The following is a 12114-nucleotide window of genomic DNA, read 5'->3' as shown; positions in this document are numbered from 1 at the left end:
CGCCATCGCTCCCTCCTCCGCCTTGGATTCGACGGCACCGGACGCCGCTCCTTCTCCCGCGCTGGAACTCCAGACAGGACCTAGCCGCAGCCCCGGTTCAGGCGTCGACGGGCAGGATTCAGGCGTCGACGGGCAGGATGCGGAACGCGGTGAGGCCCGGTGTCAGGGGGGTGATCGCGCGGAAGTCCCGCTGGTCGAGCGTGAAGATGCGGTCGGTCCTGTACCGGTCCGCGAGCACCACACCCACCGCGTCCGCGAGATCCAGCCGCAGCCCCTCATACTTCCGGCGCACGTCGTGAGCCGCGCCGAGATCGGCGGGTCGCAGCTCGGCGAGCCGGTACTGGCCGTCCGTCATGCGGGAGTTCAGCGCCTCCATGACCTGCATGGCCGCGGGGAAGCCGAGATTTCGGTGCACCAGGTGGTCGAGCTCGGTGATGACCAGGGGCGAGAGCGCGAGAGTCTCGTTCTCCATGATCTCGGCGGCCTCGGAGTGCTCCTGCTGTGCCGCGTCGAAGGCGGCGTAGAGCGCGGAGGTGTCAGCGACGATGATCAACGGCGTGCGGCTCGGTCCTTGATGTGTTCGTAGAACGCGTCGTCCATGGCCTCGGGGCTCAGCGGGCGCCCGCTGTCGAAGGCCGGAAGCTTCCGGCTCCGCTTGGGCCGCTCCGCGTCATCGAGCAGCAGCGCGATGCCCCGCCTGATGAGCTCCGCCTTGCTTATCCCGGTGGCCGACGACTGGGCGTCGAGTCGTACTTCCAGGTCTTCCGGGAGGTACACCGTCGTCTTTATCACCCCTCCAAAATACCACCTGCCCTACGTAGGGCATCGGCGATGCTGCCCCTTCCGCAGGGGCCTCCTTCGTCGGAACCGCCATGTTCCTCAACGGCATCATCGAGTCCTGAGGCGCTCGAAGCCGACGGACCGCCCGTCACCACCGGCACGGGCGGTCCAGCTCGTGGATCGAGTCGGCCAGTTCAGCCGGATGGGCGGGCCAGCCCTCGTTGTGCCAGTGGGTGATCCGCCAGGAGAGCCGGCGGGGCCACAGCGGGGTTCTGGGGAGGTCCTTCACGGGGACCCACTCGGGGTGGCCGCCGTGGTTGTCCAGGGTCTCGGCGGGGCCGACCTCGCCTTCGGCGGCCATCAGGAAGTAGTGGCCCAGGCCGCGCTCCCGCCAGGTCCGGGCCACTTCGCGTACCGGTGTGCCGTGCAGGGCGGTCTCCTCCATCAGTTCGCGCACCGCCGCCGCCTCGACGGTCTCGCCCTCCTCGACCCCGCCGCCCGGGATCTCGAAATGTGTGCCTCCGGTCTCGTACCGGATCAGCAGCATGTGGTCGTCCCGGATGACGACGCAGCCCGCCCTGACCCGCCGGGGCGGGACGGTCGTCGGGTCGTGATGGGGTGCCGTGCCCCGGGGCGGCCGGCCTCTGGACCAGGCGCGCAGCACCTGCTCCGCCGTACCGATCGGATGGATGCGGGCGTGCAGGGCGTCGGCCCAGGTGAAGGCGGTGCGTGACGCCGGGGAGTGCGTGGCTCCCGTACGGGGGAACCGGTAGAAGGGGCCCGTCCCGTCCCGGTGTTCCTCGAGGACCAGCCTGTCGCCGTCGAAGAGCACGTCCAGTGTCTGCTGTTGGTCTGTCATCCCGGGATTGTTCCGCACCGGGCGTGCCCCGTGGGCGAAGTACGGGCAAAAACAATGCAAGCACGCTTGCTTGTTTATCGGGGCGCTGCCATGCTCCTCGGCACACCGCCACGCCCCGAGGGAGTGCACCGTGTCCGATGCCGCAGCCGTTTCCGTGCTCGACGACCTGCGCGAGGAGAGTGAGGAACTCGACGCGCTGGTCGCGGTGTCGAGCAGCGAGGAGTGGGTCCGGCCCACGCCTGCCGAGCGGTGGACCGTTGCTCATCAGATCGCGCACCTCGCCTGGACCGACGAGGTCGCGCTGCTCTCCGTCACCGACGCGGAGGCCTTCGCGGACGAGGTCGCGACGGCGATGGCCGACCCCGGCTCCTTCGTCGACCGGGCCGCCGAGGAGCTGGTGGGCACGCTGGAGCCCGGAGCGCTGCTCGCGCGGTGGCGCGACGGGCGGGGACGGCTCCAGGAGGCGTTGCGGGCGGCGGCCCCCGGGAGCAGGTTCCCCTGGTACGGGCCGCCGATGGGGGTGGCCTCCATGGCGAGCGCCCGGCTCATGGAGACCTGGGCGCACGGCCAGGACGTCGCGGACGCGCTCGGGGCCACCAGGACACCGACCGGACGGCTGCGGCATGTGGCGCGGATCGGCGTACGGGCCCGTGACTACGCCTACTACGTACGCGGGACGAAGCCGCCCGAGGAGGAGTTCCGTGTGGAACTCACGGCGCCCGGAGGCGAAGTGATCGCGTACGGGCCCGAGAGCGCCCCGCAGCGGGTCACCGGGCCGCTGTACGACTTCTGTCTCCTCGTCACCCAGCGCGCGCACCGCGACGACCTCGCCGTCCGCGCCGTGGGGGCGGACGCCGACCAGTGGCTGGACATCGCGCAGGCCTTCGCGGGTCCGGCGGGCCCGGGTCGTCCGGCGCGGGGGGACCGCTGATGGGGCCGGGGCCGGGGAAGGGGGCGGTGCCGCCGGTGCCACCACTGCGGATCGGGAACGCCTCCGGCTTCTACGGCGACCGCTTCGACGCCGTGCGCGACATGCTCACCGGCGGCCCCCTCGACGTCCTGACCGGCGACTATCTCGCCGAACTCACCATGCTGATCCTGGCCCGCAGCCGCTTCAAGGACCCTGGGCGCGGGTACGCCACCACCTTCCTGCGGCAGCTGGAGGACGGGCTCGGGCTCGCGCACGAGCGGGGAGTGAAGATCGTCGCCAATGCCGGGGGGCTCAACCCGGCCGGACTGGCGGACGCCGTGCGGGAGCTGGCGGAGAAGGTGGGTGTGCCGGTGCGCGTCGCCCATGTCGAGGGCGACAGCCTCCCCGTACCGGAAGGGTTCCTCGCCGCGAACGCCTACCTGGGCGGCGCCGGGATCGCGGCCTGTCTGCGGGCCGGGGCCGACATCGTCGTCACCGGGCGGGTCACCGACGCCGCCCTCGTCTCCGGACCCGCCGCCGCCCACTTCGGCTGGGGCCCCGACGACCACGACGCGCTCGCCGGGGCCGTCGTCGCCGGTCACGTACTGGAGTGCGGGACCCAGGCCACCGGCGGCAACTACGCGTTCTTCGGCGACCACGACATCCGCAGGCCCGGCTTCCCGCTCGCCGAGATCCACGCCGACGGGTCGTCCGTCATCACCAAGCACGACGGAACGGGGGGCGTCGTCGACGTCGGCACGGTCACCGCCCAGCTGTTGTACGAGACCGGCGGAGCCCGGTACGCGGGTCCGGACGTCACCGCCCGGCTCGACACCGTACGGCTGTCGCAGGACGGACCGGACCGGGTCAGGATCTCCGGGGTGCGGGGCGAAGCCCCGCCGCCCACCCTCAAGGCCGGGCTCGTCCGGCTCGGCGGCTGGCGCAACGAGGTCGTCTTCGTCCTCACCGGCCTCGACATCGAGGCCAAGGCGCAGCTCGTACGGGACCAGTTCGACGACGCGTTCGCCCGGCACGGCAGCCGGCCCGCCGAGGTGCGTTGGGAACTGGCGCGTACCGACCACGCCGACGCGGACAGCGAGGAGACGGCCGGCGCCCTCCTGCGGCTCGTCGTCCGCGACCAGGACGCCGAGGCGGTCGGCCGGGCCGTATCGGGCGCGGCCGTCGAGCTGGCGCTGGGTTCCTATCCCGGTTTCCATGTCACCGCCCCGCCCGGAAAGGGGGCGCCGTACGGGGTGTTCGAGGCGGACTTCGTGCCCGCCGCCGAGGTGGAACAGGTGGCCGTCCTGCCCGACGGGGGACGGGTGCGGGTGGCCGAGCCCGCCGAGACGCGGGTGCTCGCCGCACTCGCGGAGCCCGCGTTGCCGCCCGCGCTCCCCGTGCAGGCGACCCGGCGGGTCCCGCTCGGCCGGATCGCCGGTGCGCGCAGCGGCGACAAGGGCGGCGACGCCAACGTGGGGGTGTGGGTGCGCGACGACGAGGCCTGGCGCTGGCTGGCCCACGAGCTGACCGTCGAACGCTTCAAGGAGCTGCTGCCCGAGACCGGGCCGCTCACCGTCGTACGCCATGTCCTGCCGCGGCTGCGTGCCCTGAACTTCGTCGTCCACGGGCTGCTCGGCGAAGGCGTCGCCGCGCAGGCCCGCTTCGACCCGCAGGCCAAGGCCGTGGGGGAGTGGCTGCGGTCCCGGTGCCTGCCCGTCCCCGTGTCCCTGCTGGACACGTCAGCCCTGCCGGACACCACGGAGGTGAACGCATGACCGTCCTGCCCACCGCGCTCGACACCGCGGGCCCCGAGTACGCCGCGAACCGCGAGGCCATGCTCGCGAAGCTCGCCGAGCTCGACACCGAGCACGCCAAGGCCCTCGCGGGCGGCGGCGAGAAGTACGTGGCCCGGCACAGGAAGCGCGGCAAGCTCCTCGCCCGGGAGCGGATCGAGCTGCTGGTGGACCCGGACACCCCGTTCCTGGAGCTGTCGCCGCTCGCCGCCTGGGGCAGCGAGTACGCGGTGGGTGCCTCGCTCGTCACGGGGATCGGGGTGGTGGAGGGCGTCGAGTGCCTGATCACCGCCAACGATCCGACCGTGCGCGGCGGAGCATCCAACCCGTGGACGCTGAGGAAGGCCCTGCGCGCCAACGAGATCGCGTTCGCCAACCGGCTGCCCTGCGTCAGCCTCGTCGAGTCCGGCGGCGCGGACCTCCCCTCGCAGAAGGAGATCTTCATCCCCGGCGGGGCGCTCTTCCGGGACATCACCCGGCTGTCCGCCGCCGGTATCCCGACGGTCGCCGTCGTCTTCGGGAACTCGACCGCCGGTGGGGCGTACGTCCCCGGTATGTCCGACCACGCCGTGATGATCAAGGAACGGTCGAAGGTCTTCCTCGGCGGTCCACCGCTGGTGAAGATGGCGACCGGCGAGGAGAGCGACGACGAGTCGCTCGGCGGCGCGGAGATGCACGCCCGTACGTCGGGTCTCGCCGACCACTACGCCGTCGACGAGCAGGACGCGATCCGCCAGGCCCGCCGTATCGTCGCCCGGCTCAACTGGCGCAAGGCGCACACCGACCCGGGTCCCGCCGAGCCGCCGAAGTACGACGAGGACGAGCTGATCGGGATCGTGCCCGGGGACCTGAAGGTCCCCTTCGATCCGCGTGAGGTCATCGCCCGGCTGGTCGACGGCTCCGACTTCGACGCGTTCAAGCCGCTGTACGGAAGCAGTCTGGTGACCGGCTGGGCGCGCCTGCACGGCTACCCCGTCGGCATCCTCGCCAACGCGCAGGGCGTGCTGTTCAGCGAGGAGTCGCAGAAGGCCGCCCAGTTCATCCAGCTCGCCAACCAGCGCGACATCCCGCTCCTCTTCCTGCACAACACCACCGGCTACATGGTCGGCAAGGAGTACGAGCAGGGCGGCATCATCAAGCACGGCGCGATGATGATCAACGCGGTGTCGAACTCCAGGGTCCCGCACCTGTCGGTGCTCATGGGCTCGTCGTACGGCGCCGGGCACTACGGGATGTGCGGGCGGGCCTACGACCCGCGCTTCCTGTTCGCCTGGCCGAGCAGCAAGTCCGCCGTCATGGGACCCCAGCAGCTCGCGGGCGTGCTCTCCATCGTCGCCCGCGCCTCGTCCGCCGCCAAGGGGCTGCCGTACGACGACGAGGCCGACGCCGGGCTGCGCGCCATGGTGGAGCAGCAGATCGAGTCGGAGTCCCTGCCGGTGTTCCTGTCCGGGCGGCTGTACGACGACGGGGTCATCGACCCGCGCGACACCAGGACCGTCCTCGGGATGTGCCTGTCCGCGATCCACACCGCACCGGTCGAGGGCGCCCGCGGCGGCTTCGGCATCTTCCGGATGTGAGGACGAACGTGATCACCACCCTCCTTGTCGCCAACCGGGGCGAGATCGCCTGCCGGATCTTCCGCACCTGCCGTGAGCTGGGCATCTCCACCGTCGCCGTGTACTCGGACGCGGACGCCGAGGCCCTGCACGTACGGGAGGCGGACACCGCCGTACGCCTGCCGGGGGCCGCCCCGTCCGATACGTACCTGCGCGGCGATCTCGTCGTGGCCGCCGCGCTGGCGGCGGGCGCGGACGCCGTGCACCCCGGGTACGGCTTCCTCTCCGAGAACGCCGGATTCGCCGCCGCGGTGCAGGACGCCGGACTCCTCTGGGTGGGGCCGCCGGTCAAGGCCATCGAGCTGATGGCATCCAAGACGCGCGCCAAGGAGCTGATGGCGGCGGCCGGTGTGCCGCTCCTGGCTCCGGTGGACACGGCGGCCGCCACCGCCGCCGACCTGCCGCTGCTGCTCAAGGCCGCCTCGGGCGGCGGCGGACGCGGGATGCGGATCGTACGGGAACTGGCGGCGCTGGCAGCTGAGTTGACGGCCGCTTCGGCGGAGGCGACCGCCGCGTTCGGGGACGGCGAGGTCTTCGCCGAGCCGTACGTCGAGCGCGGCCGGCACGTCGAGGTCCAGGTCATGGCCGACGGGCACGGTGCCGTGTGGGCGCTCGGCACCCGGGACTGCTCGCTCCAGCGCCGCCACCAGAAGGTCATCGAGGAGGCCCCCGCGCCCGGACTCGACGACGCGCTCAGGGCCAGGCTGCACGAGGCCGCCGTCGCCGCCGCGCGGGCTGTCGGATACCTCGGGGCGGGGACGGTCGAGTTCCTCGTATCGGCGGAGGGCCGCCCCTACTTCCTGGAGATGAACACCCGGCTCCAGGTCGAGCACCCGGTGACGGAGGCCGTCTTCGGGCTCGACCTGGTCGCGTTGCAGCTGAGGATCGCCGAGGGCGAACCGCTGCCGGCCGGAGGGCCGCCGCAGCCGTACGGGCACGCGGTCGAGGCCCGGCTCTACGCCGAGGACCCGGCCCGTGACTGGCAGCCACAGACCGGAGCACTGCTCACACTCGACGTGCCCGAAGAGCCCGGGCTGCGCCTCGACACCGGATACACCGGCGGCGACACGATCGGCGTGCACTACGACCCGATGCTGGCCAAGGTCATCGCCCACGCCCCCACCCGCACCGAAGCCGTACGCCACCTGGCCCGCGCCCTGGAGCGCGCCCGCGTCCACGGGCCCGCCACCAACCGCGAGCTGCTCGTACGCTCCCTGCGTCACCCGGACTTCACCGCCGCCCGCCTGGACACCGGCTTCTACGACCGCCATCTCGACGCCCTCACCGCGCGCTCCGAGGGCCGGGGCTCCGGGGACCTGGCGCTCGCCGCCCTCGCCGCAGCCCTCGCGGACGCGGCGGCCCGCAGCTCCGTGGCCGCCGGCGGCTCCGCCCGCTTCGGCGCCTGGCGCAACCTCCCCTCGCAGCCGCAGACCAAGCGCTACCGCAGCGAACCCGACGGCACTGAGACGGAAGCCGCCTACCGCACCACCCGCACCGGCCCCGTCCCGGTCGGCGAGGGCGCCCACGCGGGGGCCGGCGTACGCGTCCTGGCCACGCATCCCACCCACGTCACCCTCGAAACCGGCGGTGTCACCCGGCACTTCACCATCACCACCCACCAGGACCGGGTGTACGTCGACACCGCCACCGGCTCCCACACGCTCACCGCCCTGCCCCGCTTCACCGACCCCACCGAGCGCACCGAACCCGGCTCGCTGCTCGCTCCCATGCCCGGCACGGTCGTCCGCGTCGCCGACGGACTCGCGCCCGGCTCCGCCGTCGAGGCAGGGCAGCCGCTGATCTGGCTGGAGGCCATGAAGATGGAGCACCGCATCCTCGCTCCCGCCTCCGGCGTCCTCACCGCACTCCACGCCGCCCCCGGCCACCAGGTCGAGGTCGGCACCCTGCTCGCCGTCGTCACCGCACCCGAAGCACCGGAGGAGAACGCATGAGCACCGCCCTCGAAACCGAAGAGCACCAGGCCCTGCGCGCCGCAGTGGCCGCCCTCGGCAAGCGTTACGGCCGCGACTACATGACCACCCTCATCCGCGCCGGGGAACACCCCCGCGAACTGTGGGCCGAGGCCGCCAAGCTCGGCTACCTCGGGGTGAATCTCCCCGAGGCGTACGGAGGCGGGGGCGGCGGCATGGCCGAACTCTCCATCGTGCTCGAAGAGCTGGGCGCGGCGGGCTCACCGCTGCTGATGCTGATCGTCTCCCCGGCCATCTGCGGCACCGTCATCGCCCGCTTCGGCACCGACGCCCAGAAGCAGCGGTGGCTCCCCGGACTCGCCGACGGCAGCATCACCATGGCCTTCGGCATCACCGAACCGGACGCCGGGTCCAACTCCCACCGCATCACCACCACCGCCCGCAAGGACGGAGACGAGTGGGTGCTCACCGGACGCAAGGTCTTCGTCTCCGGGGTCGACATAGCCGAGGCGACCCTCATCGTCGGCCGCACCGAGGACGCCCGCTCCGGCAAACTCAAGCCCTGCCTCTTCATCGTGCCGCGCGACGCCCCCGGCTTCCAGCGCTCGCAGATCGACATGGAACTCCAGGCGCCGGAGAAGCAGTTCGAGCTCGTACTCGACGACGTACGGCTGCCCGCCGACGCGCTCGTCGGCGACGAGGACGCGGGACTGCTCCAGCTCTTCGCCGGGCTCAACCCGGAGCGCATCATGACCGCCGCCTTCGCGCTGGGCATGGGCTCGTACGCGATCGCCCGCGCCGTCGACTACGCCCGCACCCGCCAGGTGTGGAAGGACCCCATCGGTGCCCACCAGGCCATCGCCCACCCGCTCGCCCAGTCGCACATCGAGCTGGAGCTGGCCCGGCTGATGATGCAGAAGGCCGCACGGCTCTACGACGAGGGCGACGACATGGGCGCGGGCGAGGCCGCGAACATGGCGAAGTACGCCGCCGCCGAAGCCTGTGTGAAGGCCGTCGACCAGGCCGTCCACACCCTCGGCGGCAACGGCCTCACCCGCGAGTACGGCCTCGCCTCGCTCGTCACGGCGGCCCGTGTCGCCCGGATCGCACCCGTCAGCCGGGAGATGATCCTCAACTTCGTCTCGCACCAGTCGCTGGGACTGCCCAAGTCGTACTGACGGTGACAGTCGCGTCCAGGGGCTCCCCAAGAGCCACGGCACACGCGATTCTGGCACTCGGCACCATCGGAGCACGGAGAGACGTTCGTAGAAGCACCCGTAGAAACGCCCGTCGAAACATCGGTCGAAGGGGACTGCCATGGTGTTCAGCAGCCAGTACGAGGACGTGACGGCGCTCGACGTACCCATCCACGAAGCCGTACTCGGACAGGCCGCCGCGTTCGGCGACACCGTCGCCCTGGTCGACGGGACGAACGGGCTCACGGTCACGTACGCCCAGCTCGACACGTTCCACCGGCGCATCGCGGCGGCCCTCACCGAGGCGGGGCTGCGCAAGGGGGACGTCCTCGCCCTGCACAGCCCCAACACCATCGCCTACCCGGCCGTCTTCTACGGGGCGACCCGGGCCGGGGCCGCCGTCACCACCGTCCACCCGCTCGCCACCGCAGAGGAGTTCGCCAAACAGCTCGCGGACTCCGGGGCGCACTGGATCGTGACGGTGTCCCCGCTCCTGGACGTCGCACGCGAGGCGGCGGCCCTCGCCGGCTGCGTCCGGGAGATCTTCGTCTGCGACCAGGCCGAAGGGCACACCTCCGTCCTGGACATGCTCGGCTCCACCGCCCCGGAACCCCAGGTGGACATCGACCCCGCCGAGGACGTCGCCGCACTTCCGTACTCCTCGGGCACCACCGGCGCCCCCAAGGGCGTCATGCTCACCCACCGCTCCATCGCCACCAACCTGGAACAGCTGCGCCCGTTCATACCCATGGGCCCGGGGGACACCATTCTGGCCGTACTGCCCTTTTTCCATATCTACGGCCTTACGGCTCTGATGAACGCCCCGCTGCGCTGCGGCGCCACCGTCGTGGTGCTGCCCCGCTTCGACCTCGCCCAGTTCCTCGACGCGATCGAGAAGCACCGCATCAGCGGGCTGTACGTGGCTCCGCCGATCGTCCTGGCCCTCGCCAAGCACCCCTCGGTCGGGGAGTACGACCTGTCCTCGCTGCAGTACATCGTCAGCGCCGCCGCCCCGCTCGACGCCGGCCTCGCCACCGCCTGCTCCACCCGCCTGGGGCTCCCGCCCGTCCGCCAGGCGTACGGCATGACCGAGCTCTCGCCCGGCACCCACGTCGTCCCGCTGTCCGAGGACAACCCGCCGCCCGGAGCCGTCGGCAAGCTGCTCCCGAACACCGAGATGCGGATCGTCGCCCTCGACGACCCGGGCAAGGACGCCGGCACCGGCACCGACGGCGAAGTGCTCATCCGGGGCCCGCAGGTGATGAAGGGCTACCTCGGCCGCCCCGAAGCCACCGCCGAGATGATCGACGCCGACGGCTGGGTGCACACCGGGGACATCGGCCGCGTCGACGAGGACGGCTGGCTGTTCGTCGTCGACCGGGTGAAGGAACTGATCAAGTACAAGGGCTACCAGGTCGCCCCCGCCGAACTGGAGGCGCTTCTCCTGGGCCACGAACGGATCGCCGACGCCGCGGTCATCGGGGTGTACGACGCCGACGGCAACGAGGTCCCCAAGGCGTTCCTGGTACGCGGTCCCGGCGGTGCGGAGCTGACGGCCCAGGACGTCATGGCGTACGTCGCCGAGCGCGTCTCCCCGTACAAGAAGATCCGGCAGGCCGAGTTCATCGAAGCCGTACCGCGCGCGGCCTCCGGGAAGATCCTGCGGCGCGAACTGCGTGACCGCGAGAAGACCGCCACCCCTGACGAGGAGAGCTCCGCATGACGCTCGCCGCTCCGGCGCACGACCAGGGCATCACCACCCTCACCCTCGACTCACCCGCGAACCGCAACGCGCTCTCCGCGCGGCTCGTCGGTGAACTCGTCGAAGCCCTGGACGCGTGTGCGGCCGACGACACCGTACGGGCGGTCGTCCTCACCCACACCGGCACCACCTTCTGCGCCGGAGCGGACCTGACGGGACCGCCCGACCCGGCGGCGTTCGTCGCGCTGATGCGGCGGATCGCCGCCCTGCCCAAACCCGTCGTGGCCCGGGTCACCGGGCACGTCAGGGCCGGCGGACTGGGGCTGCTGGGCGTCTGCGACATCTCGGTGGCCGGGCCGGGCGCCTCGTTCGCCCTCACGGAGTCCCGGCTCGGCCTCGCCCCCGCCGTGATCTCGGTGCCCCTGCTGGCCCGCATGGACCCGGCGTCCGCGGCCCGCTACTTCCTCACCGGCGAACGCTTCGACGCCACCGAAGCCGTCCGTACCGGCCTGGTCACCCTGGCCGCGGAAGACGTGGACAAGGCCCTCGAACCGGTACTGGAAGGACTGCGCAGGGCCTCACCGCAAGGGCTGCGGGCATCCAAGGAGCTGGTCACGGCTACTGTGCTGAGGAATTTCGACCAGCACGCCGAAGACCTCATCGCCCGCTCGGCAGCCCTCTTCACCTCCGCCGAGGCACGGGAGGGGATGACGGCCTTCCTCGAACGACGGGACCCCCCATGGGTGTTGTGACACCCCCGAAGACTCCGAAGCAGGACCGCAGCCGCGCCACCCGGCTGCGTCTCCTGGAAGCGGCGGTCGCCTGCCTCGCCGAACACGGCTGGGCGGGCTCCACGGTCTCCGTCGTCGCCGAACGCGCCGGCGTGTCACGGGGCGCCGCGCAGCACCACTTCCCGACCCGCGAGGACCTGTTCACCGCGGCGGTCGAGTACGTCGCCGAGGAGCGCTCCGCAGCCCTGCGCACCCTGCCGGTGCAGGGCCGCGCGGAGGTCGTCGCCGCGCTCGTCGACCTCTACACGGGCCCGCTCTTCCGCGCCGCGCTCCAGCTCTGGGTGGCCGCGTCCAACGAGGAACAGCTCCGTCCCCGCGTCACCGAGCTGGAGGCCCGCGTCGGCCGGGAGACGCACCGCATCGCGGTGGGGCTCCTCGGTGCCGACGAGGAGAAGCCGGGCGTACGCGAGACGGTCCAGGGCCTCCTGGACATGGCTCGCGGCCTGGGCCTCGCCAACCTGCTGACCGACGACGCGGCACGTCGCCGCAGGGTCGTCACCCAGTGGGCGGCCCTGCTGGACGGCGTACTCGACTGA

At 72.0% G+C, this 12114-nt stretch carries 11 protein-coding genes; 8 read left to right on the top strand and 3 right to left on the bottom strand.

Annotated elements, in window-relative coordinates:
* Positions 1–118 precede the first annotated feature (118 nt).
* The 3 genes from F0344_RS14845 to F0344_RS14835 form a co-directional block, all read right to left on the bottom strand.
* Positions 119–553, bottom strand: coding sequence for a type II toxin-antitoxin system VapC family toxin (locus tag F0344_RS14845; protein WP_185299241.1), 435 nt, complete (start codon positions 551–553; stop codon positions 119–121).
* The gene (locus F0344_RS14840; protein ID WP_185299240.1) at positions 550–792 is read right to left on the bottom strand and encodes a ribbon-helix-helix domain-containing protein; all 243 of its coding nucleotides are present in this window, start codon (positions 790–792) and stop codon (positions 550–552) included. Before F0344_RS14840 ends, F0344_RS14845 begins: the two co-directional genes overlap by 4 nt.
* Before the next feature lie 136 nt (positions 793–928).
* A complete protein-coding gene (locus F0344_RS14835; protein ID WP_185299239.1) occupies positions 929–1639 on the bottom strand; it encodes an NUDIX hydrolase in 711 nt (236 codons plus the stop codon).
* A gap of 130 nt (positions 1640–1769) precedes the next feature.
* On the opposite strand from F0344_RS14835, the gene F0344_RS14830 reads away from it, so the two are divergent.
* The 8 genes from F0344_RS14830 to F0344_RS14795 all read left to right on the top strand — a co-directional run bounded on the left by F0344_RS14830 (position 1770) and on the right by F0344_RS14795 (position 12114).
* Positions 1770–2570, top strand: coding sequence for a TIGR03084 family metal-binding protein (locus tag F0344_RS14830; RefSeq protein ID WP_185299238.1), 801 nt, complete (start codon positions 1770–1772; stop codon positions 2568–2570).
* Complete coding sequence (locus tag F0344_RS14825; protein WP_185299237.1) at positions 2570–4324, top strand: acyclic terpene utilization AtuA family protein; 1755 nt, start codon at positions 2570–2572, stop codon at positions 4322–4324. The genes F0344_RS14830 and F0344_RS14825 overlap by 1 nt, the downstream gene beginning before the upstream one ends.
* Positions 4321–5919: an acyl-CoA carboxylase subunit beta gene (locus tag F0344_RS14820; RefSeq protein ID WP_185299236.1), complete on the top strand. Its 1599-nt coding sequence runs from the start codon at positions 4321–4323 to the stop codon at positions 5917–5919. Before F0344_RS14825 ends, F0344_RS14820 begins: the two co-directional genes overlap by 4 nt.
* A gap of 8 nt (positions 5920–5927) precedes the next feature.
* Positions 5928–7910, top strand: coding sequence for an ATP-binding protein (locus F0344_RS14815; protein WP_185302696.1), 1983 nt, complete (start codon positions 5928–5930; stop codon positions 7908–7910).
* Positions 7907–9067: an acyl-CoA dehydrogenase family protein gene (locus F0344_RS14810; RefSeq protein ID WP_185299235.1), complete on the top strand. Its 1161-nt coding sequence runs from the start codon at positions 7907–7909 to the stop codon at positions 9065–9067. Before F0344_RS14815 ends, F0344_RS14810 begins: the two co-directional genes overlap by 4 nt.
* Before the next feature lie 139 nt (positions 9068–9206).
* Positions 9207–10808: a 4-coumarate--CoA ligase family protein gene (locus F0344_RS14805; RefSeq protein WP_185299234.1), complete on the top strand. Its 1602-nt coding sequence runs from the start codon at positions 9207–9209 to the stop codon at positions 10806–10808.
* Positions 10805–11539: an enoyl-CoA hydratase family protein gene (locus F0344_RS14800; protein WP_185299233.1), complete on the top strand. Its 735-nt coding sequence runs from the start codon at positions 10805–10807 to the stop codon at positions 11537–11539. Before F0344_RS14805 ends, F0344_RS14800 begins: the two co-directional genes overlap by 4 nt.
* The gene (locus F0344_RS14795) at positions 11527–12114 is read left to right on the top strand and encodes a TetR/AcrR family transcriptional regulator (protein ID WP_185299232.1); all 588 of its coding nucleotides are present in this window, start codon (positions 11527–11529) and stop codon (positions 12112–12114) included. Before F0344_RS14800 ends, F0344_RS14795 begins: the two co-directional genes overlap by 13 nt.

It is taken from the genome of Streptomyces finlayi (assembly GCF_014216315.1).
Classification (GTDB): Bacteria; Actinomycetota; Actinomycetes; order Streptomycetales; family Streptomycetaceae; genus Streptomyces; species Streptomyces finlayi_A.
Note: the sequence above shows the minus strand (reverse complement) of the source record. Positions and strands in the feature narration are given on the sequence as shown.

Coding starts and splice junctions, on each gene's coding strand:
- F0344_RS14835 (WP_185299239.1), bottom strand. CDS start 1,639: ATGACAGACCAACAGCAGACACTGGACGTGCTCTTCGACGGCGACAGG.
- F0344_RS14825 (WP_185299237.1), top strand. CDS start 2,570: ATGGGGCCGGGGCCGGGGAAGGGGGCGGTGCCGCCGGTGCCACCACTG.
- F0344_RS14820 (WP_185299236.1), top strand. CDS start 4,321: ATGACCGTCCTGCCCACCGCGCTCGACACCGCGGGCCCCGAGTACGCC.
- F0344_RS14810 (WP_185299235.1), top strand. CDS start 7,907: ATGAGCACCGCCCTCGAAACCGAAGAGCACCAGGCCCTGCGCGCCGCA.
- F0344_RS14805 (WP_185299234.1), top strand. CDS start 9,207: ATGGTGTTCAGCAGCCAGTACGAGGACGTGACGGCGCTCGACGTACCC.
- F0344_RS14800 (WP_185299233.1), top strand. CDS start 10,805: ATGACGCTCGCCGCTCCGGCGCACGACCAGGGCATCACCACCCTCACC.
- F0344_RS14795 (WP_185299232.1), top strand. CDS start 11,527: ATGGGTGTTGTGACACCCCCGAAGACTCCGAAGCAGGACCGCAGCCGC.